The sequence below is a fragment of the Arenibacter flavimaris genome (assembly GCF_030291335.1).
In the GTDB taxonomy this organism is placed as follows: Bacteria; Bacteroidota; Bacteroidia; order Flavobacteriales; family Flavobacteriaceae; genus Arenibacter.
In genome coordinates this window covers 66,202-88,670 of the sequence record NZ_JASWIM010000019.1, presented here as the reverse complement: position 1 = coordinate 88,670, position 22,469 = coordinate 66,202, and the positions used below count along the sequence as shown (strand labels likewise).

The 22,469-nt window shown below is 37.9% G+C and carries 22 protein-coding genes; 14 read left to right on the top strand and 8 right to left on the bottom strand.

Annotation, left to right across the window (positions count from 1 at the left end; genetic code table 11):
- Positions 1-8: 8 nt before the first annotated feature.
- From prmA to QSE00_RS14840, 4 genes are all read right to left on the bottom strand, one after another.
- Positions 9-845 (bottom strand): 50S ribosomal protein L11 methyltransferase, encoded by an 837-nt coding sequence (prmA, locus tag QSE00_RS14855; protein WP_286106547.1) that lies wholly within the window; start codon positions 843-845, stop codon positions 9-11.
- Positions 846-1,083: 238 nt separating this feature from the next.
- Positions 1,084-1,836, bottom strand: coding sequence for a triose-phosphate isomerase (tpiA, locus tag QSE00_RS14850; RefSeq protein ID WP_110356386.1), 753 nt, complete (start codon positions 1,834-1,836; stop codon positions 1,084-1,086).
- A 78-nt stretch (positions 1,837-1,914) separates the two neighbouring features.
- Positions 1,915-3,012 (bottom strand): BT_3928 family protein, encoded by a 1,098-nt coding sequence (locus tag QSE00_RS14845; protein WP_286106546.1) that lies wholly within the window; start codon positions 3,010-3,012, stop codon positions 1,915-1,917.
- A 65-nt stretch (positions 3,013-3,077) separates the two neighbouring features.
- Positions 3,078-3,626: a DUF1599 domain-containing protein gene (locus QSE00_RS14840; protein WP_286106545.1), complete on the bottom strand. Its 549-nt coding sequence runs from the start codon at positions 3,624-3,626 to the stop codon at positions 3,078-3,080.
- Between the two features lie 108 nt (positions 3,627-3,734).
- Between QSE00_RS14840 and folP the strand changes: the two genes are divergently transcribed.
- Both folP and QSE00_RS14830 read left to right on the top strand, forming a co-directional pair.
- Positions 3,735-4,574, top strand: coding sequence for a dihydropteroate synthase (folP, locus tag QSE00_RS14835; protein ID WP_286106544.1), 840 nt, complete (start codon positions 3,735-3,737; stop codon positions 4,572-4,574).
- A 110-nt stretch (positions 4,575-4,684) separates the two neighbouring features.
- Complete coding sequence (locus QSE00_RS14830) at positions 4,685-5,470, top strand: diadenylate cyclase (RefSeq protein ID WP_286106543.1); 786 nt, start codon at positions 4,685-4,687, stop codon at positions 5,468-5,470.
- Between the two features lie 22 nt (positions 5,471-5,492).
- On the opposite strand, the gene QSE00_RS14825 is transcribed toward QSE00_RS14830, so the two are convergent.
- Together QSE00_RS14825 and truA are read right to left on the bottom strand one after the other, a co-directional pair.
- Entirely contained in the window at positions 5,493-7,259 is a 1,767-nt protein-coding gene (locus QSE00_RS14825; RefSeq protein WP_110356381.1) for an ABC transporter ATP-binding protein, read from the bottom strand.
- Positions 7,252-8,004, bottom strand: a complete 753-nt coding sequence (gene truA / locus QSE00_RS14820) for a tRNA pseudouridine(38-40) synthase TruA (RefSeq protein WP_286106542.1) — start codon at positions 8,002-8,004, stop codon at positions 7,252-7,254. The genes QSE00_RS14825 and truA overlap by 8 nt, the downstream gene beginning before the upstream one ends.
- A 222-nt stretch (positions 8,005-8,226) precedes the next feature.
- Between truA and QSE00_RS14815 the strand changes: the two genes are divergently transcribed.
- Entirely contained in the window at positions 8,227-8,724 is a 498-nt protein-coding gene (locus tag QSE00_RS14815) for a metallophosphoesterase family protein (protein WP_286106541.1), read from the top strand.
- Positions 8,725-8,896: 172 nt separating this feature from the next.
- Here QSE00_RS14815 and QSE00_RS14810 read toward each other — a convergent pair whose 3' ends face one another.
- A complete protein-coding gene (locus tag QSE00_RS14810) occupies positions 8,897-9,307 on the bottom strand; it encodes a DUF4293 domain-containing protein (protein ID WP_110356377.1) in 411 nt (136 codons plus the stop codon).
- Positions 9,308-9,505: 198 nt separating this feature from the next.
- Between QSE00_RS14810 and rho the strand changes: the two genes are divergently transcribed.
- The 4 genes from rho (at position 9,506) to QSE00_RS14790 (ending at position 14,173) form a co-directional block, all read left to right on the top strand.
- On the top strand, positions 9,506-11,203 hold the full coding sequence (gene rho, locus QSE00_RS14805; RefSeq protein WP_286106540.1) for a transcription termination factor Rho: 1,698 nt from the start codon (positions 9,506-9,508) through the stop codon (positions 11,201-11,203).
- Between the two features lie 237 nt (positions 11,204-11,440).
- On the top strand, positions 11,441-12,133 hold the full coding sequence (locus QSE00_RS14800) for a hypothetical protein (RefSeq protein WP_286106539.1): 693 nt from the start codon (positions 11,441-11,443) through the stop codon (positions 12,131-12,133).
- A 31-nt stretch (positions 12,134-12,164) separates the two neighbouring features.
- Positions 12,165-12,854, top strand: a complete 690-nt coding sequence (locus QSE00_RS14795) for a hypothetical protein (protein WP_110356374.1) — start codon at positions 12,165-12,167, stop codon at positions 12,852-12,854.
- A 701-nt stretch (positions 12,855-13,555) separates the two neighbouring features.
- Positions 13,556-14,173 carry a nitroreductase family protein gene (locus QSE00_RS14790; protein WP_286106538.1) on the top strand — a complete coding sequence of 206 codons (618 nt, stop codon included), beginning with the start codon at positions 13,556-13,558 and terminating at the stop codon, positions 14,171-14,173.
- 16 nt (positions 14,174-14,189) lie between these two features.
- On the opposite strand, the gene QSE00_RS14785 is transcribed toward QSE00_RS14790, so the two are convergent.
- On the bottom strand, positions 14,190-15,614 hold the full coding sequence (locus QSE00_RS14785; protein WP_353477478.1) for an NAD-dependent succinate-semialdehyde dehydrogenase: 1,425 nt from the start codon (positions 15,612-15,614) through the stop codon (positions 14,190-14,192).
- Between the two features lie 459 nt (positions 15,615-16,073).
- On the opposite strand from QSE00_RS14785, the gene QSE00_RS14780 reads away from it, so the two are divergent.
- The 7 genes from QSE00_RS14780 to QSE00_RS14750 all read left to right on the top strand — a co-directional run bounded on the left by QSE00_RS14780 (position 16,074) and on the right by QSE00_RS14750 (position 21,879).
- Positions 16,074-16,958 carry a mechanosensitive ion channel family protein gene (locus tag QSE00_RS14780; RefSeq protein WP_110356510.1) on the top strand — a complete coding sequence of 295 codons (885 nt, stop codon included), beginning with the start codon at positions 16,074-16,076 and terminating at the stop codon, positions 16,956-16,958.
- 140 nt (positions 16,959-17,098) lie between these two features.
- On the top strand, positions 17,099-17,260 hold the full coding sequence (locus tag QSE00_RS14775; protein ID WP_031443085.1) for a DUF1328 family protein: 162 nt from the start codon (positions 17,099-17,101) through the stop codon (positions 17,258-17,260).
- 70 nt (positions 17,261-17,330) lie between these two features.
- Complete coding sequence (locus tag QSE00_RS14770; protein WP_110356371.1) at positions 17,331-17,522, top strand: hypothetical protein; 192 nt, start codon at positions 17,331-17,333, stop codon at positions 17,520-17,522.
- A 205-nt stretch (positions 17,523-17,727) separates the two neighbouring features.
- Entirely contained in the window at positions 17,728-18,048 is a 321-nt protein-coding gene (locus QSE00_RS14765; RefSeq protein WP_286106537.1) for a hypothetical protein, read from the top strand.
- Positions 18,049-18,264: 216 nt separating this feature from the next.
- Positions 18,265-18,828, top strand: coding sequence for a helix-turn-helix domain-containing protein (locus tag QSE00_RS14760; protein WP_110356370.1), 564 nt, complete (start codon positions 18,265-18,267; stop codon positions 18,826-18,828).
- A 12-nt stretch (positions 18,829-18,840) separates the two neighbouring features.
- Positions 18,841-19,287: a response regulator gene (locus QSE00_RS14755; protein ID WP_110356369.1), complete on the top strand. Its 447-nt coding sequence runs from the start codon at positions 18,841-18,843 to the stop codon at positions 19,285-19,287.
- A 12-nt stretch (positions 19,288-19,299) separates the two neighbouring features.
- Positions 19,300-21,879 carry an ATP-binding protein gene (locus QSE00_RS14750; RefSeq protein ID WP_110356368.1) on the top strand — a complete coding sequence of 860 codons (2,580 nt, stop codon included), beginning with the start codon at positions 19,300-19,302 and terminating at the stop codon, positions 21,877-21,879.
- Positions 21,880-22,469 lie beyond the last annotated feature (590 nt).

Sequence of the window (22,469 nt, the reverse complement as noted above, 5' to 3'; positions counted from 1 at the left end):
AATACCTCCTAAAATACATATTTTACGGCAACCCAATTATTCTTTTCCAGATTTTTTTCAAATTTTAGCCCAGCCATCCTACATCTTTCAGAAATCTGGGGTATATCCTCTTTATAAAATCCGCTCAGGAACAAAAATCCACCCTTGTTTAAGCATTTAACATAGATAGGGATGTCTTCCAGCAAAATATTTCTATTAATATTGGCTATAATAATGTCATATTTCTGGTCTACCAGTAAATCTGCAGTGCCTTCGTAAACATTAATATGATTACAATTGTTCCGTTCAACATTTTCTTTGGCATTGAGGTAGCACCAGTTATCTATATCTATAGCATCTATGGCAACTGCTCCTTTCATAGCTGCTAAAATGGCCAAAACCCCGGTGCCGCTACCCATATCCAAAACGGATTTCCCTACAAAGTCATGGTCCAACAAATGCTGTAACATCATATAGGTAGTTTCATGATGACCGGTCCCGAAACTCATTTTTGGTTCAATAACAATATCATATTCTACCTTAGGCTTTTCATGAAAGGGCGCCCTAACCACACATTGCTGCCCAACTTGGATAGCGTTAAAATTACTTTCCCAGGTAGCGTTCCAGTTCTCCTGCTCTATCTCCGAATAATCATAGTCAATAGAAAACAAGGGATTGGTAAGAATCTGTAGGTCATCCAGGATCGTTGGATACCAATCTTCTTTTTTAATATAGGCCTGAACCCCTTCTTTGGTTTCCACAAAGCTTTCAAACTGTACCTCTCCCAATTCGGCAATAAGAATATCCGAAGCCGGTTGTACTGGGTTTACCTTAAAATTATACTCTAGATATATAGAATTCGACATTTAATCCCAACATTTTAATTAGTCACCCTTTTTCAATCAATTATCTTGGGACATGCCTATTAGGCATCCATGGAAAACTGCTTTTTTTCTACCCAAGCGTTGGTGCTTTCAAATACCCCTTAGTGGGTAAAAGGACCCGCTGAAGTATCAAGGGGTCCTTTAAATTATCTTGTAGCACCCAAACCTCCGAATAAAGCATTCATCAACGGCTTGAATCCCAGTATTTTTTATTAGCTTTTTAAGCTATTGCCTTTATTATAGCAATAAAGTCGTCCGCAACCAAGGCAGCTCCCCCAATTAAACCACCATCCACATCCGGTTTAGAAAAAATCTCGACCGCATTATTTGGTTTCACACTGCCCCCGTAAAGTATGGAGACATTGTTGGCTATACCTGCATCATAGGCATCTGTTATAGTCTTACGAATAAAGGCGTGCATCTCCTGTGCCTGTTCAGGGGAAGCAGTTTCCCCAGTCCCGATGGCCCAAACTGGTTCGTAGGCCAGAATTATCTTGCTCCAGGCAGCGGCATCTAAGGAAAATAAAGCATTTTTCAACTGGCTTTCCACAATTTTAAAATGGTTACCGGACTTACGATCTTCCAATTCCTCTCCGAAGCAAAACATCACCCTCATATTTTTTGCCAAGGCAGCGACCACTTTCTTGGCCAAAATTCCATCGGTTTCCCCAAAGTATGCCCTTCTTTCCGAGTGTCCTATAATTACCGTGTCTACCCCTATTCCCAACAGCATATTGGCAGATATTTCACCAGTGTAGGCACCACTTTCAGCAAAATGCATGTTCTGGGCAATTACCTCAATGGTGGACGATTTTAGTTTATTTACCGCTGCGTTCAAATTGACAAATGTAGGAGCTACCATCACTTCTGCCTTAGTATCTGGAAGTTTAGCGGAAAGTTCTGCCAACAACACTTCCGTTTCCGCTAAATTTTTGTTCATTTTCCAATTTCCTGCTACTATTTTACTTCTCATTTTGATTTTAATTTATGTTGTTCACTTTTTATGATCGAGGCTAATTGGCCTTTTAATTTTAGAGGCATTGCTACCAAATTATTCAAACGTTAAATCTTCCAAGTCGTTGTAATGGACTTTCTGTACAATGGTACCTTGCTTCAACACCAACACACCAGGATTGGAGCGTACAATTGTTTTTAAAGTGGTTTCATCAGTGAAATAAAAATCAAATCCCAATTGATATTCCTTTTTCATTTTTTGGGTATAATCCTTACCTGAAGCGGACATTCCTATGACCTTATACCCACTCTTTATAGCCTTATCCGTTATCTCCTTTATCTTACTATAAGAGCTATAATGACTTTTTGCAAGATCATATGCTATCACCATTACCAATTTAGGTTCCTGTAGTAGGGAAGCCGACAAATCCTCACCATCCCGTTCTATGGTAAAATCATGGATTGGAGGCTCGTATCCCTTTTGGATCTCCTTGGTATCCACATCTACAAACTCACCATCTACAGTTGGATAGTCCCCATTGGTTACCACCACCTTTTCCTCTCCATCAACGTTAAATTTCCAACTGTACTCAAAAATCGCTGCCGGAGCATTCTCCGGAACACCCATGCCGTCCTCTATGTTGGCCCCAATTTTATAAGGCCTAAAATCCAAGGCCGGTAAATGATTAAGAACATAATAGGCAAAGATAGCACTTACCAATAAACTAAAGCCAACAATAAGTCTATTGGCGCTATCACCTAAAGGCGAGCCAATATATTTAACTTTCAAAAATAGTACAATAATGAGCAGCAATAAAACTACATCCTTGGCAAAGGATTCCCAAGGTGTTAATTTAATGGCATCCCCAAAACAACCGCAATCTGTAACCTTATTAAAATAAGCGGAATAAAAGGTTAGGAAGGTAAAAAAAATGATCATCAAAAGTAGGCTCCACACAGTAAACTTGGTTCTAAAACCAATTAATAACATTACTCCGAGCAAGACCTCCAGAATTACCACAATAATAGAGATCCCCAAGGCATAGGGCATTAAAAACCCCAAATCCAGTACTCCCGGACTGAAATATTCCTCCAACTTAAAGGAAAAGCCAACGGGGTCGTTCAATTTAATAAAACCACTGATAATAAATAAAACACCTACAATTACACGACACAGAGTCACTATATATTTCATATTCCAATATAATTCCGATTATTATTCAATTGACATTATCACTTATCAGCTTTTAAAAATAGCACTTAGGATGTTGTCTTTTCCCTAAGATGTATCATTGCAAACACGGCATAGTTGATCATATCCTGATAGTTGGCATCTATACCTTCACTTACCAAAGTTTTGCCTTTATTGTCCTCTATTTGCTTAACGCGTAATAATTTTTGTAAAATTAAATCGGTCAAGGAACTCACCCTCATTTCCCGCCAAGCTTCCCCATAATCATGGTTCTTATTCTCCATTAAGGTCTTGGTGATGGAAATGTGCTTATCAAACAAGGCCACTGCTTCCGAAGCTGAAAGATCCGGTTGATCCACTATCCCTTTTTCGATTTGAATCAAGGCCATTACGGAATAATTAATAATTCCAATAAATTCGGAAACCTCATCCTCGTCTACCTTGCGGACTTCATTTTCCTGCAAACTCCTAATGCGCTGTGCTTTGATATAAATTTGATCTGTTAGGGATGGAAGCCTTAAAATTCGCCATGCACTACCGTAATCTTGCATCTTTTTTAGGAATAGGTCCCTACAAATTTTAATAACGGCATTGTATTGCTCGGAGGTATTATGCATGTAATCTTTCTAATTTGTGTAAATTTCGCTTAAAATTTTAAACTATTCAAAAATCGAGATTTAAACTTAACTACCAAAAGTTTTACTCCCATTTATCTTATAAAAAAAATGACCATTAACTGTAAAGGAAATTTAGTGGACCTAAGTACTCCCAGAGTAATGGGGATTATCAATATTACTCCCGACTCATTCTATGATGGAGGTAAGTATAAAAACAAATCGGAGATTATTGCCCAAGTAGAGACTATGTTGGCCAATGGGGCAAGTTTTATAGATATTGGGGCCTACAGTTCCAGGCCAGGTGCGGTGCATGTTGCTGAAAAAGACGAACTGGAAAGAATTACACCTATCGTAAAATTATTGCTCAAGACCTTCCCGGACATCCTTTTATCCATAGATACCTTTAGAAGTAGGGTTGCGCATGAATGCCTTGCCCTGGGAGCCGCAATAATAAACGATATATCCGCAGGTGAAATGGATCCAGAAATGTTGGCAACAGTTGGAAAGCACCGGGCACCCTATATTATGATGCATATGAAAGGTACTCCTGGTACTATGCAGGACATGGTCCATTACGAAAACCTACTATTGGATATATGCTATTATTTTTCCGAAAAGGTTGCCACGGCACGGACGTTTGGTATTAACGACATTATTATTGATCCTGGATTTGGATTTGCTAAAACCCTGGAACAGAACTACGAAATTTTCAAAAAATTTAATCTATTGCACTCCCTTAATCTACCCATTTTAACAGGGGTCAGCAGAAAGTCCATGATATATAAATTACTCCATACCTCCCCTAAAGAAGCTTTAAACGGCAGCACCGCCTTGCATATGTTTGCCCTATCCAAGGGCTCTCAAATATTAAGGGCACATGACGTTAAGGAGGCTATGGAATGTATTACATTGTTTAAAGCCATTAATGGCACCGGGAATCAACTGTGACCATTTTCGAATTTCGACCATTGAAAAATTGTTCAAAAAAGGGCCAAAACATTTTTTCGAATTTGATTTGAGGTTATAGCTTATTTCCTATTTTTACAAAAACCACAGGATTGGATTTTTTAAACTTCTTAGATTATAGCGTTACCGATATTATAGACATCTTTTTGGTGGCTATACTTATGTATTATGTTTACCAATTGGTTAGGGGCACCGTAGCCATTAATATCTTTATTGGTATTGTGATTGTGTGGGCATTTTGGAAATTGACGGAAGTTCTTGAAATGAAAATGATCAGTAGCATGGTAGGCGGGTTTATGCAAGTGGGCTTAATTGCCCTGATCATTGTTTTCCAGCAAGAAATCAGGAAATTCCTCTTAATGGTAGGCTCCACTAATTTTGCTTCAAAACGCAATTTTCTAAAACACTTTAAATTCTTAAAAGAAGATGGACTTACCATCGGTACCAATGTAGATGCTATAATTGGGGCTTGTGAGAGAATGGCTAGCACAAAAACGGGAGCTCTTATCGTTATTGCCAGAAATAATTCCTTGGATTTCGTGAAATCTACCGGAGATAAAATGTATATAGAAGTAACCCAGCCCATTCTGGAGAGTATATTTTATAAGAACAGCCCCTTACATGACGGTGCGGCGGTTATTGAGGATAATTTTATTGTGGCTACCCGAGTAATTCTACCTGTCTCCAATGAACGTACCATACCCTTGCGTTTTGGGCTAAGACATAGGGCGGCCGTTGGCATTACCGAAAAAACCGATTCCCTGGCAATAATTGTTAGTGAGGAAACCGGACTAATCTCCTATATTAAAAATGGGGAATTTGTACTGTTTAAGGATTTGGATGAATTGGCCAGTCTAATCAAATCCGATCTACTTTAACAGCAAATTGAAATTGGAATACCTAAGCTACCTCTTCAGCCAAAAATTGGGATTCATATAAGTTTTGATAATACCCTTTTTGCTTTAATAGCTCTTTATGTGTTCCTGTCTCCACTATTAATCCATCCTGCATTACCAATATTTTATCGGCCTTCTTAATTGTTGCCAACCGATGGGCTATTATAATGGAAGTACGCCCCTCGGTAATCTTCTCGGTTGCCTGTTGTATCAATTGTTCGGAATACGTATCCACCGATGAAGTAGCCTCATCCAGCACCAGAATACTCGGATTACTCACATAAGCCCTCAAAAAAGCAATTAGCTGTCGCTGACCACTGGAAAGCATGGTTCCCCTCTCCTTAATATTGTATGAATACCCTCCCGGAAGACTGGAAATAAACTCATGGACCCCTATCTGCTTGGCCGCCAATTCCATATTCTCTATAGTGATGGTATCATTCTTTAGGGAAATATTATTGGCAATGGTATCGGCAAAGAGAAATACATCCTGCAATACCACGGCAATTTTTGACCTTAAAGAACTTAATTTGTAGTCCTTGATATTGATACCATCAATAAAAATAGCCCCTGAATTAATTTCGTAGAAACGATTGAGCAAATTAATAATGGTGGATTTTCCCGCTCCGGTGGCCCCTACAATGGCAATAGTCTCTCCGGCCTTTACCTTAAAGGAAATTCCGTGAAGCACTTCCTCATTTTCCAAATAGCCGAAACGTACGTTACTAAATTCAATATCACCCTTTACCCCATCCCTATCTATGGTCCCTACATCTTGTATATTACTGTCCGTATCCAATATTTTAAAAACCCTATTGGCCGCTACCATTCCCATTTGTAGGGTATTGAACTTATCCGCAATTTGCCTCAGTGGTCTAAACAACATACTGGACAACAATATGAACATAAAAATAGTTCCATATTCCTCCTTACTAATATTGGTAACATTCTGCAGACCTCCGTACCAAACAATCAATCCAACAGTAATTGAGGATACAATTTCAGCAACTGGAAAAAAAATGGAGTTGTACCATACTGTTTTTAACCAGGCATTTTGGTGTTTTTCATTGATTTCCCTGAACTTCTCCTTCTCAATTTCTTCCCTTGTGAACAACTGCACTATTTTCATTCCTGTGATACGTTCCTGAACAAATGAATTAAGATTGGAAACCTGTGCCCTTACCTCAATAAAAGCGACCTTCATAGCCTTTTGAAACAGTCTTGTAGCATATAGGATTATGGGCAATACGGCAAATACAATTAACGACAATTTCCAATTGACCACTAGCATCACTATTGCCACCACCAACATTTTAAGCAAATCGGATACGATGACGAAAAAACCTTCGCTAAAAATTTCACCTATCCTCTGCATGTCCGTCACCGCACGGGTAACCAATAAACCAATGGAAGAATTATCAAAATACTTCATCTTAAAGCCCATAAGATGGTTAAAAAGTTTTATTCTAATATCCTTTATTACAGATTCTCCCAACCAATTGGCGTAATAATTAAAATATAGCTGACTTAAAACTTCCCCCAGCAGAACCCCTACCATAGCCAGGGTCAAGGTCAATAATTTTTGACCATCCTTATTGGTAATGGCGTTATCAACTATCTCCCCTACCAAAATAGGAGTTAGTACGGCAAAACCCGACAGTAAAATTGCAGCGATTGCAACTCCGTAAAATGTAATCAAATATGGTCTAACGTGCCTAAGCAGGCGCTTAAACAATCTATAATCAAATGCTTTCCCCGTATCCTTATCCATTGTGATCAATAATATTTTTTGGATATTTTATTGCTGTCAAATATAATCCTTTTGCAGGTACCGATACCCCAGCCTTCCCCCTATCCTTACTGGCCAGTATATAATTCATGTCCGTTGGGGAAGATTTGCCCAAACCAACATCTACTAAGGTTCCAACGATGGCGCGGACCATATTCCGCAAAAATCTATCGGCGCTGATGGTAAAAACCAACTTCTCCCCTTCTTTTGTCCACTGGGCCTTCCTAACATCACAGAGATAAGTTTTTACATCGGTGTTGGACTTTGAAAAACACTCAAAATCCTTATGTTGCACTAAAATAGCTGCAGCTTTGTTCATCTGCTCTATATTTAACGGATATTTCACATAATAGGCCCCTTCTAGCAAGAAGGGATTCTTTTTTTGAACAATCCAATATTCGTATGTACGCTCAGAAGCATCAAAACGGGCATGTGCCTCCAGCGGAACCTCAACTATGGAAGCAATGGCAATATCTTCTGGAAGATAGGCGTTTAAACGATGTATTAATTCTGTTGCCTCAAAAAGTATATTGGAATCAAAATGGGCATACATCTCCTTGGCATGGACTCCAGCGTCCGTTCTCCCTGCACCCGTCAAGGACACCGTTTCCCGTAGCAATAAGGAAAAGGCATTTTCCAAAACCTCCTGTACGCTTATTGCATTGGGCTGTTTTTGCCAACCGTGATACGACCTTCCCTGATAAGAAAATTGGACGAAATATCTCAAATGAATGTTTTAGTTTTGTGGTAGGCAAAGATACTTGTTCCAACGGAGAAAAACAGATAGCTGAAATGTTTTAATATAATATTCTGATAATATAATACCACATCCATTGACACAATTCCTTTATGTTTACAGCTCCAAAATTCCAATGCAAGACCTATAGGCAAAAACAGGTTTTCCATTTGCAATGTGCCTTCCAGGCCATAAATTAAAAGAAATATACACATGAAAAAAATACTCCTCCTTTCCGATACCCATGGCCATATGGATGAAAAGATCCTTAAATACGCCAAGGTCGCGGATGAAATATGGCATGCCGGGGATATTGGAAATTTGGAGGTTATGGATATCTTACAGGAACTAAGACCTGTAAAGGGTGTTTACGGCAATATAGATGACAACAAAATTCAGATGGAATATCCATTGGACAACAGATTTACCTGTGAGGAGGTAGATGTCTGGATGACCCACATAGGTGGATACCCCAACAAATACAATGTGCGAATAAGGGAGGAGATCAAAAAAAACCCCCCAAAACTCTTTATTTCAGGACACTCCCATATCCTAAAAGTAATGTGGGACAAAAAGTTAAACCTACTGCATATGAACCCAGGGGCATGCGGTATACACGGCTTTCACCAAATCAGGACCATGCTACGGTTTAAAATAGACAAAGAGAATATTAAGGATTTAGAGATTATTGAGCTTGGAAAAAGGGGATGATTACCATGGTCTATAAGATACTAAAGTACAAACCACAATATCCCGCTAAAAAGTGGGATTAGTTCAACCAGCAATTTTAAATTCGTTACAAGTAACTTTTTCAAACTGAGTTTCACAAAAAAACCCGGGCACTACCCCGGGTTCACGCACTAATACTACTAAGATGTTAGGCTTAACGCAATCGATCAACAGATTTTACAAGATCTTCATCCTTTTTTATTGCCCTGTTGGCCAGGACTAAAAAAACGATAGAAAATACAGGAATCAGCATCCCAATACCCTTCTCTGAAACCAAGGTTTCTCCGGATAAGTTTAGTGATCGGTAAACGAAAAATCCTAGTAAAAAAAGATTTAATATCATATTCAACCTGTTTACCACAAATTGATTTTGTCTATTCTTAAATAAAACTATTGCCAGCAGCCCAAGGACTGCAACAGCATAAAAAGCAATGGAAACAAACACTTCATTTTCCGCAAATATCTCATTTCCTTTAGCATCCGACCACAGATTTACAAAGAACGGTACAACCGCCCCTAAAAGTATAACTACGATTAAATAAATGGTCTGAATTCTTTGAATCATGCTTTGCAAAACAATTGAGACACAAAAATAAGCGTCTTTTTAAAAATTATCACCCTAATATTGAAAATAATTTGTAATATTGCTACGTTATAAGTCAGATTACTTACCAACAGGGGATTTCATTCCCTTTATTATCCAAAAACAAAAACTACATACACTTCAAAATTTTCGTAATAAGTATAATTTATTCAAAACTTAATGTTTGAGATTTCAGATTTAAAATCAAAAAAGCTTCCCGAGCTTCAGGAAATAGCCAAGGGCCTAAATGTTGCCAAATTTAAAACTTTAAAAAAACTTGATTTGGTTTACCAAATTTTGGATGTACAAGCATCAAATCCAAAAATTGTTCAAGAAAGAACCGATGTAACAAAAGAAGTAACAAAAGAAGAAAGCAGTACTGCAAAGCCTAAACGGTCCAGGATAATCAAGTCGAAGCCCAAAGAGGCCGAGACCAAAACTGCCGAACCCGTAAAACCAGAGATAAAATCTGTTGCACCAACAGAAAAATCGAGTACCCCCGAAGAAACCACCAAAGTGGTCGAAGATAAAAAAGAGGATCCTAAACGCGAAAGAAAACCTCGCCAACACAATAATCCTGTTCCGGCAAAAAAGGAATTTCAAAAGAGTGCACCCCAGCAAAATTCGACCCAGCAAAATCCCCCGCAAGCCAACAAACCTCAGCATAAAAAAAATCCACACCATCAAAAAGGTAATATTGACAAAAACAATAGCAATTTTGATAAAGACCTAAAAAACAAATACAAAGAACCTGAATTTGAGTTCGACAGTATTATAGAAAGTGAAGGTGTCCTGGATATTATGCAGGATGGCTACGGGTTTTTAAGGTCTTCGGATTACAACTACCTTTCCTCTCCTGATGATATTTATGTATCCCAGTCCCAAATAAGATTATTTGGATTAAAAACCGGAGATACCGTACTTGGTAATGTACGTCCGCCAAAAGAAGGCGAAAAGTATTTCCCACTTATCAAAGTGAACAAGATAAACGGGATAGATCCCCAAATTGTTAGGGATAGGGTTTCTTTTGAACATTTGACCCCATTATTCCCACAGGAAAAATTCAATCTTGCAGAAAGACAAAGTACCATTTCTACAAGAATAATAGATTTGTTCAGTCCTATTGGAAAAGGCCAAAGAGGAATGATCGTGTCCCAGCCCAAAACTGGTAAGACCATGCTTCTGAAGGATATCGCCAATGGTATTGCCGCCAATCATCCTGAAGTTTATCAAATTATTCTTTTGATAGATGAACGTCCTGAGGAAGTTACGGACATGCAACGTAATGTTCGAGGTGAGGTAGTTGCCTCTACTTTTGACAAGGAAGCAACAGAACATGTTAGGGTTGCCAACATTGTATTGGAAAAAGCCAAACGCTTGGTAGAATGTGGCCATGATGTGGTTATCCTACTGGATTCCATTACCCGTCTTGCCCGGGCCTATAACACGGTACAGCCTGCCTCGGGAAAGGTCTTGAGTGGTGGTGTAGATGCCAATGCGCTGCATAAACCAAAACGATTTTTTGGAGCTGCACGTAATATTGAAGGCGGAGGTTCCTTAACTATTATTGCAACCGCACTTACCGAAACCGGTTCCAAAATGGATGAAGTAATCTTTGAAGAGTTCAAAGGTACAGGTAACATGGAATTACAATTGGATAGAAAAATTTCCAACCGTAGAATATTCCCGGCCATCGACCTTACTTCTTCAAGTACAAGACGGGACGACCTTTTACTGGATGAAAACACAATTCAAAGAATGTGGATCATGAGAAAGTATTTAGCGGACATGAATCCGGTTGAAGCAATGGAATTTATTGAACAACGATTTAGGCAAACCAAGAACAACGAAGAGTTTTTGTTGACCATGAATCAATAATCCACCGAGCGTATACTCCCTAAAAATTAGGGACAGTCTTAAAATCCCATTTGGCATTATGGCCAAATGGGATTTTTTTGTAACCTATACCTAATAAAAAAATACATTTATTTTTTACGCAATTTTTTTAGATGTACAATAATCTGTACTTTAACAAATAATTTAACAAGTGTTTTCCCCCAACACTTACCACTAAATGATTACTTTAATTAACAACTAATTGTAAAAATCTAAATTATGAAAAACCTAAAAAAAACTTACGCAATATTATGCGTTGGAGCCCTCATTACTTTTGGTTTCACTTCCTGTGAACAGAAAAAGGAACAAAAACCAGTGACCGAACCTGTCCCCACGGAAGTTTCCGCCCCTAAACAGATTGTAAGCGTTTCCCAAGCAAAAACCATGTACGATGCCTATGGCGAACGCAGGGTACGCCTAATTGAAGGGTTTGAAAATGAACTTGCACCTGAGAAAAAATTTGATGTGGCACGTTTTGGCTATTATGACTACCATACCATAAAGGAATATATGAACTACATTGAACAAGAAGCAAAAAAGGCCAATGTGGAAATTTCCTCCCTACGCTTTTATTTTTCCAATTACCCGGATAAAAAGACCTTTGAGGATGGTAGGGCAATAAAACATCCAAAACAAAATTCATTTTTTATCATTCCAGCAGTTAAGGACAAAAATGATAGGGAATACGGGTTCTATATTAGGGAAGAGGACGATGGTAAAAATGTCCCAGTTTTACTTACTGATAATTTGGAACCAAAAAAGGACGGTGGAACGGACAATATGCAGTCTGGGGAAAGTAAATCCGAGGCCTCCTTTTTACCTACAACATCCCCTGCACCCTTCTATGCCAAAAATAAAAGTCTGGTGCTAAACGAGGCCAATATGGTTCCCCCTCCATACCATGAGGATTAACAAGCCCCATTAACCCCTTATCTAAGCAAAAATGGAAATATTGGATACTATATTGGAGAATGCCAATCAACCTCTCTATGTTGTAACCTTATTGATAGCCTTAATAAAATATCCCAAATATTACAGTACTCCCTTAAAGTATTTTCCCATACTTTTAATGTACACCTTCTTAACCGAATTATTGGGCTATTTAACTAAGAACTATGAGGTATTCCATATTTCCATTTTTTCTACTTTTGTGAAGCACAATGTTTTTATATACAATATTTACAACCTAGTTTTTTTTAACTATTTTTTCTATGTCTATTGGAGCTATATAGAGAATAAAAAATATAAAATTTACATTTTAATTGCCGCGATGTTCTATATGCTCGCTTCGCTTATAAATCCCTTTCTTCAAAACTTTAAATTGGAAGCACAGGTATACAGTTATTTGGCTGGAGCTTTTGCCCTTGTTATTTGTATCATCCTCTTTTTCTTGGAGCACCGGAATGCGTCAAAAAAATTGGACTATAGATATACAGGCATTAAATGGATAAGCATTGGACTATTAATTTTTTATTTGGGCTATGCCCCCATCAAGGCTTCAAGATTTTATAATTACACCAATCAATTGAACGAGTTTGTTCATACCAGAAGAATCCACCTAACACTGATCGTATTGATGTATGTTAGTTTTATTATCGGATTTCTAAGAATGAAACGTAAATTTTGGATTTAACCCCGCCCTAGAAAGAACTCTATCCTGCTTCTAGGAAGGGAAACAACCCGCCACATTATCCCGGACACACAATTTATAGACCTTGTGATCCTTGCCAATTGAATACATTTGACCCCCATCAAACATTGGGATAAGAATCAATTATTATAGGATTTGAGTCAACATGTACTTCCATAAGTTATTAAACTTGTTATAACATATAAAGCCTTCACCGTTTAAACTGCCCAATTGGTAATTCCTTGGGGACGCTGCCTAAGAAGAACGGATCTGAAGTACAGATTACCCTGTGTCACCGGTAAATGCTTCCTAAAATATTATAGCGTAAATAAGACACATTTACCATAGACAACCCAGGAGGCAGCTATTGGATTGGGCCAAGACATGACATAGTCAATTCTATAAAATGGACAACCAATAGTATTAAACCCTAGAGCGGACCTTTTACATACTGGTCCTAATGAAAAAGTTACTATGACAGCACCAATTTGTTACATGAAGAAAAAAATCGATAATAAAAGGTATTAAACCTCAGGGCAGACAGGTTTGCCCTGAACCCAATAATAGGAATCGACCCTAGGGTCAAGGTATTGAACCTAGATCCCGCCGAAAAAGGCGGGATTAGTTCAACTTGCAATTTTAAGGGCGTCTTACTGACTTCTCAAAATTGAGTTTCACTAATAAACTTTGCTAAAAAAAGAAACATGACAGCTATGGAACAAATACAATTGGAAAATATAGCCGATTGCGATTATGAAATATTTGCACTTTTAAAACAGCGATATAGCCCTCGGGTTTTTAAGGACAAAAAAATCTCTGAACAACATGTGCACCAACTCTTTGAAGCTGTACGCTGGGCTGCAAGTTCCCAAAACCAACAGCCATGGCGATTCCTATATGCGGAAAAAGGTTCTAACGCCTACGCACAAATATTGGACAACCTAACAAATTCCAATAAGACCTGGGCCAAAAACGCTCCCCTTTTAATACTTACGGCATATAAGAAGGAAACCATTAATGGAAAAGAAAATTTCTACGCCCTTCACGACCTGGGCCTGGGCCTTGGGGCTATGACGGTACAGGCACAATATATGGGAATAGCTATGCACCATATGGCCGGTCTGGATTATAAAAAAGTCCAGCACACCTTCAGTATCCCCGAAGAATTTCATATTGCTACGGCCATTGCCCTAGGATACTATGGTGGGGAATTGGAAAAACTGCCCCCAAATCTTCAGGACATAGAAATTAAAGAAAGGCAACGAATGCCTCAAAACCAATTCGCATTTAAAAATTGTTGGGAGACAGACCAAACTAAATAACACGCCTTATCCAATACTATTTCCTTATATATACCGTCTTTTTGTTCACAAACTCCAATATACCTTCCATGGAAAGCTCCCTACCAAATCCCGATGCCCTTGTCCCTCCAAATGGCAACCTGGGATCGGACTTTACCATTTCATTGATAAAAAACGCGCCATCGGGGATATCGCCAATTATTTTCCGGGCAGATTTTATATCCTGGGTAAATAACATGGACCCCAGACCAAAAGTAGATTTTGCAGCCAGGGAAACGGCTTCCTGCCTATCTTTTGCCTTAATCACAGCTGCCACCGGGCCAAATAACTCCTCGTCAAATGCTGGCATACCAGGAACTACACCGGTAATTACCGTGGGTTCATAATAGGCACCCACCCGTTTATTCCCAATCCGGACCTCTGCTCCTTTGTCCAAGGAGTCATTCACTTGTCCTTCCAAGCTTTTGGCCAAGTCCTCCTTGGCCATTACCCCAATAACTGTTTGTTTGTTCAATGGATCCCCTGATTTAAGGGTTTGGATTCTGTTGGAAAATTTCATTAGAAACTCCTCATATATTGCCTCGACCACTATGAATCTTTTTGCCGCAATACAACTTTGTCCGGTATTCTGCATTCGAGCCATCACCATGGTATCCATATATTTTTCCAAATCCGCATCTTCCCATATTATACAAGCATTATTGCCCCCAAGTTCCATAACGCATTTTTTTAGATGCCTTCCTGCCTGAGCCGCAATTGCCCTACCTGCCTTCTCACTACCCGTAAGGGTAACCCCCTGAACAATAGTGTTTCCAATAATAGTTTCAAGCTGTTTATGGTCCGCCAAAATAGACTGAAAACAGCCCTGTGGATAGCCTACCGATAGAAACAGTTCCTGTAGAGCCAAACTACAGCCAGGGACATTGCTGGCATGTTTTAATATTACAGTATTACCAGCAGTGAGTGTTGGTGCCGCGAAACGAATGACCTGCCAAAATGGGAAATTCCATGGCATTACGGCCAATACACAACCTATGGGGTCGTAGCTAATAAAGCTTTCGTCAGCCTCGGTTTCTATAAGATCATCCGCTAGAAACCTAACCGCATTCTTGGCGTAGAATTCGCAGGCCCATGCACACTTTTCAATTTCGGCAATACCTTGGCTTATAGGTTTTCCCATCTCTTTCGACATTAACTCGGCATAGGATTTTTTATTTTTCAACAATTCCTTGGCCAGTTTTTTTAATAGCCCCGATTTATGCTCCAGACTTTCATTTTTCCAGTTCGGAAAGACCCGTTCGGTCTTATCCAAAACGTTATTGATATCATCATCTGAAAACATTTTATATTTTTCCAATCGCGTGCCATCATAAGGGTTCACTGATTCCACATATTCCATATCCTTTTTATATATAGTTAATAATAAAATTAAAATAGTATTGGTGCTGTATGTTGCTCCCAATAAATCGATATTTAAAGATAGTCAATACTCATTTTCTTACTGTTCCTTTACGGACAAATAGTATCCCAAACGCTAATAAAGGAAAATAATAAAACAACCATGAGAACAATAGCTGCTAATAATGTACTGTCATAAGAGTCAATAAAATTTAGAATACAGCACCACTTTTTTAAGTGTACCAGGTAACTTTGAAATCAAGAAAAAAAAAAGCATTGCCAAAATTTGGTGATCTTTTGAATCCTAAATTTCTGGGGACATTTAGGGATAAACATATTTTTCATTGAATTACTACGAATAAAAACAGTAATTCAGTAAAGATGGTTAGGTTGGTTGTTAATGGTTCCGATACGCTTAAGTATCGGAACCATTTTTATTGAAACCGCTGCAATTATATCCGTATATTTAAAGGTAATTGAGTTAATCCCCAAAAATATTGAAACTACAACTAAAAATGAGGACATGGATCTAAAGATAGACGAAGCCTGGGAGAAAATGATCAAGAGACTGGCATCCTGGGCAGACAGTTTAATAGTGAATTTGCCCAACATTATTTTAGCACTGTTCGTTTTCACCATTGTAATCCTACTATCGAAATATTTTGCAAAACTCACATGGAAACTCTTGGAAAAAAGTAGTTTGCAAAAATCCATGAAGAACGTAATTGCCAAATTAATTTCAGTTTTAATCATTCTAACTGGATTATTTTTAGTGCTAGGAATCCTGGACCTTAGCAAAACGCTAAATACAATTTTAGCCGGTGCAGGGGTAGCAGGTCTTGCTGTAGGTCTGGCTTTACAAGGCGCTTTGGCCAACACTTATTCCGGTATTGTACTTTCCTATATTAAACATATAAAATTTGGGGATTGGATAGAAAGCAACAATTATGAAGGTGAGGTGATCGATATTGACCTTAGGGCCGTAACCATCAAGCAATCGGACAATAATCTAGTTTATATTCCCAATAAATTGGTTTTGGAGAACCCAATAAGAAATTTCTCTACCACAGCCCAGTCACGTGTAATCCTTAAATGCGGTGTTGCCTATTCCTCCAATTTGGAATTTGTACGCAATTTGGTATGCAAGACTATTATCTCCAATTTTGACAGTGTGGAAGATACCAGGGAAGTAATTTTTCTTTATACCGAATTTGGAGATAGTTCCATCAACTTTGAAACTCGATTTTGGATTCAATCCACCTCCTCCCTAGAGGTACTAAAAGCCAAAACTATCGCCATGATAGCCCTTAAGAAAGCATTTGACGATAACAACATCAATATTCCATTTCCTATTCGAACGTTGGATTTCCCAGACTACTTCAAATCCAACAATCCCATAAATGATTGATTAAAAACAATTTACAATTAAATCTTTTGTGTTAACCATTAATGTGATAACGTTAAACAACTCAATTGATTATCCCGAGATTTGTGTCAGAGATTGTTAAAAGAACAATTTATAGTATTAACCTAAAAAACACATATATCATGCTACGATGGACAGTAACATTTGTAATATTGGCAATAATCGCCGCAATTTTCGGATTTGGGGGAATAGCAGCTGGAGCTGCCAGTATTGCTAAAATCCTATTTTTTATTTTCTTGATTCTCTTTGTAATTTCTTTATTTACAGGAAGAAGTAAGATCTAAGTAAGACACTTTTTTAAATACATTAAAAACAAATCAAGTACGTAACGTACGTAATCCTAAAACTATAAAAATGAAAAAATCGATAATATACTTTCTATTCACACTCCTATTTACTGTTTCTTTAGCCACCTTTAGCAGTTGTAGGGAAGAAAAAACCACAGGTGAAAAAATTGAGGATGGCATAGAAAACGTGGGCGATGATATTGAGGAAGGTGTGGAAGAAATTGAGGATGAAATAGACGATGCCACGGACGACAATTAAGAAATTCTCTTTGGTTGGTTAGATTTTATTTTGAACGGACATTTTCCATCACGGAGCTTGTCCGTTTTTTTCGCTCCACAGAAATAAAACATGTACAACATCTTTCAATACAAGTTTTGCCAATAATTTTTGGTTGCATAAAATAGATCCTTTTACCAAGGATTCAATGAAAAGAACTATTTGAGAATAATTAAAATATATGAAAATGAAGAATCAGTTTGCAAAGAACGAAAAAGAAATTATAGACGAATATCAAAAAAAAGGCTTTAAGGGCAACTACCGGGTAGAAAAAATGAAACTTATAGATCTAAAGACAAAAATTGGATATTCGCCGGAAAATGTCACTATTTTGGAGGAATATCGCTTCGAAGGGATGAGCAATCCATCGGACATGTCCATTTTATATATTTTGGAAACAAACGACGGCAGTAAAGGCACGGTATTGGCCAATTATAGTCCATCGAGCAATATTGAAACTGCTGAATTTTTTAAGGAAATTCCAGAAAAAAATTACCTGACAAACTAATATTTATATTACCTAAATAAGCTACGTCAGCTAGGAAGGTTAAAGGTATCGTTAGGGGCAAAGTTTGGCTTAGGTATCAATTTGGAATTCAATTGTTAAATAATTCCCTGAGCAGTTTAATTCAATTTAAAAATTCATCATCTTTGTGTATAACGCCTTTATCGTTTTCCCCTATAAAGAGGAATCGATGTTACAGGCCCATATTATATGCAATTAATGAGAATTTATCTAAAATTTGATTTTAACCTTGTCTGTAAAGCTGTTCTTCAGGAACAATTGGACGCCTTGGGAATGAAATATACCATTCATGGTGTTGGTGAAATTGAATTTAGTAGACCGCCTACACCAAAGGAAGAACAGGAAATGGCCTCGCTCTTGGGAAATTACGGCATAGAAATTATGGATGACCAACAAATGGCCTTGGTACAGCGAATTAAAGATTCCGTTACAGAATGGATCAATGATGTGGAGAACCCTAAGCTTTATAATTTCTCCACCTATCTTTCTGAAAAACTGGATTATTCATATACCTATTTATCCTCAGTATTCTCTGAAGCTACCTATTCTTCCATAGAGAACTTTGTGATTTTAAAAAAAATAGATTTCGCCAAAAGTTTAATCCTACAAAATAACCTAACCTTAACTGAAATAGCGTATAAGCTAAACTATAGTAGCGTATCACATTTATCGGCCCAATTTAAAAAGACAACGGGACTTACCCCTTCCGCCTTTCAGAAAATAATCCTGAAACGGAAAGAAAGAGCCTTAACCCAAAAATAACCATACCAAAACATGCCTCTACATACGCTAAACATAGCCTTGGCCGATGATGACGATGATGACAGAACATTGTTCAAGGAAGCTATGAACGAAATAAAAATTAAGACTAAATTATCGCTTTTCAACAATGGGAAAGAGTTAATGGATTATTTGATCCTACCCAATGTGATATTGCCTGAAATAGTCTTTCTGGATTTAAACATGCCCATTAAAAACGGAATGCAGTGTCTCTATGAAATTAGAAACCACCCTAGACTCCATGATCTATTGGTAGCTATCTATTCAACATCCTCATCAGAGGCCGATATTGAAGAAACTTTTGTGAACGGGGCTAATATTTATATTAATAAGCCCACTAGTTTTGGTGCTCTTAAACAAGCTATAGAAAAGGTTCTACAGCTCAACTGGCAATACCATACCTCGGCCTTGAACAAGGATAATTTTTTATTACGGATCTAAAGGAGTTACGGCATGCCAATAAGAAAAATAACATCCTCTCCAAAAGTTCTTGCCGTCTCCCTTATTTTGGCCATTGCCCTTCTCATGTTTCTCGGGAGCATCAGTTACAAACAAATTGTACAACTTGGGGAATCGGCAGATATGGTTTCCCATTCCCTTGAGGTGGACATGGAAATAAATCAGCTATTTTCCTACTATGCCCAAATGCAGTCCACGGAACTTAAAAACTTGCTGTCCCAAGATACCTTGGGTATTTCTTCCTTTGAAAATTACAAACCGGAAGTACAGGAGTCTTTTCAAAAACTAAGAAGATTAACCCAAGACAATGAACTACAGCAGAAAATACTATTTTCTGTACAATCCTGGCAGGACAGCCTTTATAATTCCCTAAAAATTATAGCAGATATTCCATTTCAAAAAACAAATTATTCTGCCAGTGATAGAGAAAAAATCACTAAGGTTTCAAAATACATTACCCAATTGAATCTGCTCAGAAATCAATTGTACCAAGAAAAGCAGATACAACTTGCCCAACGTAAGGAGGAATATAGGTCCCAAATTTCATTTACGCCATTAATGACCTTGCTCCTGGGTATGTTTGCCTTATTTATCTTTATTATTTCATTTCTACAAATTAACAGACAGCGAAAAAAAACAGTTACTGCGGAGAAATTTCTTCAAAATATTTTGAGCAGCACAGACAATATTATTAGTTATTTTTTACCTATATATAATACTACGGGACAGGTAAAAGATTTTACCATTGTATTTTCCAACGAAAAAATTGAATCGGTCCTCGGACAAAAATCCCACCAAATAGAGCAATGTAAAATGTCCGAATTAATTCCCATTAATTTTGAGAACGGCATTTTTGACGAATTGTCCAAAGTTATTACAGAAGGAACTACCCGTAAATTTGAAAAATATTTTGAATTTAATGACAATAAGTTTTGGTTCAAGACCACGGCCGTTAAAATGGAAAATGGGGTTTTAACAACTTCTGTGGATACTACTGCGGAAAGAAAGTTTACTCAAAATCTAAAGGTTTTGAACGAACAACTGGAAAAGCAGAACCACAACTTGATCGAAACCAAATCCTTCTTGAACAATATCCTGGAAAGCACCAGTAACACCGTTAGCCATCTAATTACCGAAAGGGATTCAAATGGCCATATTATAGATTTCAAATATTTATTCACCAACACTGAAAGTGAGAACCTTACAGGAAAACAGGTGGATGAAGTGATTGGAAAGTCCATCTCCAAAATTTATCCTTTTGTACATGAAACCGGACTATACGACCTCATGGTAAAATGTGCCAACAACGGCAGCATTGAAATACATGAAACCGAATATCCCTTAAAAGATAAACGCGTGTGGGTCCATACTACCATCAATAAGCTAAACGATGGTATTACACTAACTTCTTATGACAGTACTCAAATAATTAATGCCAAACAACGATTATTGGAGCTTAATGAACAATTAACAGTACAAAATTCTATTCTGAATGATGCAGAAGCGGTGGCCAAAATAGGTAGCTACCGATGGAATATAGAAACCAAGGAAGCCACTATGTCCGATAACTTTTTCAGGTTATTGGATTGCGAACCCAATGAATTTGAGCCGACACCTGATAACTATAGACACTTTGTGCACCCAAAAGACCTCAAGCTTTACGACGAAAAATTAAACTTGGCCTGGGAGAAAAAAATAATCGGCAATTATACATATCGTATTATAACCAAAGGAGGGAAGGTAAAATACCTTCACAATACGGGCCATTTTTTAAAGACCGAGTTTATTGGAGTGGTAAAGGATATTACCAAAGAACTTAAAAATGAACAAAAGCTAAAGGACAAGAACCTGGAACTAAAACGCACCAATAGTGAATTGGAATCCTTTAACCGTGTTGCCAGCCATGACCTTCAGGAGCCTTTAAGAAAAATACAGATGTTCATATCAAGGATTACGGATTCCGATTCCTCCAGTTTTACAGAACAACAACTGCAATACATAGACAAAGTAAAATCTTCCGCCAACCGTATGCAGACCCTTATAAAATACCTATTATCCTATTCCAGGCTAAGCAAGAAAAAAAAGGACTTTGTACAAGTAGACCTGAATCTAGTGTTGGATAAAGTTCAGGAAGATCTGGAGGCCCCAATTAGGGAGTCCGGGGTAGAATTTATTCTTGGCGATCTGCCCGAAGTGAGAGGTATCCCTTTTCAGATAGAACAGCTTTTCAACAACCTGATTTCAAATTCCATCAAATATCACAGTATTCTCGATACTCCAAAAATAGAAATCGAATGCGAGAAAATGGAACGCAATTCCATTCCTGATGACTTTCACAAGAAAGCCAAGGAGTATTACTGCATTTCCGTGAAGGATAATGGTATTGGCTTTGAGCAGGCCAATGCCCATAAAATATTTGAACTCTTCCAACGCCTTCATCAAAAAAACGAATATTCGGGCACAGGAATAGGATTGGCTATTTGCAAGAAGATTGTGGAAAAACACAAAGGGCATATTGCGGCCTATGGGCTTATAAACAAAGGTGCTACCTTCAACATCTACTTACCGGTTTAAAATCCCAATACGGTATAGAATCCAAAGGATACTTCTCCCCCCATTTCACATCAACAATAAAAGGCATTAAAACTCAGGGCAGGCCTGTCTGCCGACATAGGTAGGCCTGTCTGCCGACAAAGGCAGGCCCTGAACCCAATAATAGGAATCGACCCTAGGGTCGAGGTATTGAACCTAGATCCCGCCGAAAAAGGCGGGATTAGTTCAACCTGCAATTTTAAGTGCGTCTAACTGACTTCTCAAAATTGAGTTTCACTAATAAAACCAATAGCATTAAGTACGCTCATTGGTAGTTGTATACCCACCTCTTACCTATATCCTAAAAACAGTATCGAGTTCTGTCTCGCCCCAAGCTTGGGCCCAACATATTACTAGCCTGTTCTTCAAGAAATATCCTTACCTGTGCTCCCTGATATTTAAGCGAAATTCCGCTACACAAACAACGATGGTTCTTAATGGTCATTGATTGAACCTACCAAATTTTTGCATTTTTTTAAGGAAATAAGGTCGATTTAATGGAATTATATAACAGAATATAAAAATTGTATAACACAAAAGGAGCCCTCTGTAACGAACTTTGTTTCAAACAA

Bases quoted from the DNA above. Each gene is read 5' to 3' on its own strand.
- prmA (WP_286106547.1), bottom strand. From the start codon at position 845: ATGTCGAATTCTATATATCTAGAGTATAATTTTAAGGTAAACCCAGTA.
- tpiA (WP_110356386.1), bottom strand. From the start codon at position 1,836: ATGAGAAGTAAAATAGTAGCAGGAAATTGGAAAATGAACAAAAATTTA.
- QSE00_RS14845 (WP_286106546.1), bottom strand. From the start codon at position 3,012: ATGAAATATATAGTGACTCTGTGTCGTGTAATTGTAGGTGTTTTATTT.
- QSE00_RS14840 (WP_286106545.1), bottom strand. From the start codon at position 3,626: ATGCATAATACCTCCGAGCAATACAATGCCGTTATTAAAATTTGTAGG.
- folP (WP_286106544.1), top strand. From the start codon at position 3,735: ATGACCATTAACTGTAAAGGAAATTTAGTGGACCTAAGTACTCCCAGA.
- QSE00_RS14825 (WP_110356381.1), bottom strand. From the start codon at position 7,259: ATGGATAAGGATACGGGGAAAGCATTTGATTATAGATTGTTTAAGCGC.
- QSE00_RS14815 (WP_286106541.1), top strand. From the start codon at position 8,227: ATGAAAAAAATACTCCTCCTTTCCGATACCCATGGCCATATGGATGAA.
- QSE00_RS14810 (WP_110356377.1), bottom strand. From the start codon at position 9,307: ATGATTCAAAGAATTCAGACCATTTATTTAATCGTAGTTATACTTTTA.
- rho (WP_286106540.1), top strand. From the start codon at position 9,506: ATGTTTGAGATTTCAGATTTAAAATCAAAAAAGCTTCCCGAGCTTCAG.
- QSE00_RS14800 (WP_286106539.1), top strand. From the start codon at position 11,441: ATGAAAAACCTAAAAAAAACTTACGCAATATTATGCGTTGGAGCCCTC.
- QSE00_RS14795 (WP_110356374.1), top strand. From the start codon at position 12,165: ATGGAAATATTGGATACTATATTGGAGAATGCCAATCAACCTCTCTAT.
- QSE00_RS14790 (WP_286106538.1), top strand. From the start codon at position 13,556: ATGACAGCTATGGAACAAATACAATTGGAAAATATAGCCGATTGCGAT.
- QSE00_RS14780 (WP_110356510.1), top strand. From the start codon at position 16,074: ATGGATCTAAAGATAGACGAAGCCTGGGAGAAAATGATCAAGAGACTG.
- QSE00_RS14775 (WP_031443085.1), top strand. From the start codon at position 17,099: ATGCTACGATGGACAGTAACATTTGTAATATTGGCAATAATCGCCGCA.
- QSE00_RS14770 (WP_110356371.1), top strand. From the start codon at position 17,331: ATGAAAAAATCGATAATATACTTTCTATTCACACTCCTATTTACTGTT.
- QSE00_RS14765 (WP_286106537.1), top strand. From the start codon at position 17,728: ATGAAGAATCAGTTTGCAAAGAACGAAAAAGAAATTATAGACGAATAT.
- QSE00_RS14760 (WP_110356370.1), top strand. From the start codon at position 18,265: ATGAGAATTTATCTAAAATTTGATTTTAACCTTGTCTGTAAAGCTGTT.
- QSE00_RS14755 (WP_110356369.1), top strand. From the start codon at position 18,841: ATGCCTCTACATACGCTAAACATAGCCTTGGCCGATGATGACGATGAT.
- QSE00_RS14750 (WP_110356368.1), top strand. From the start codon at position 19,300: ATGCCAATAAGAAAAATAACATCCTCTCCAAAAGTTCTTGCCGTCTCC.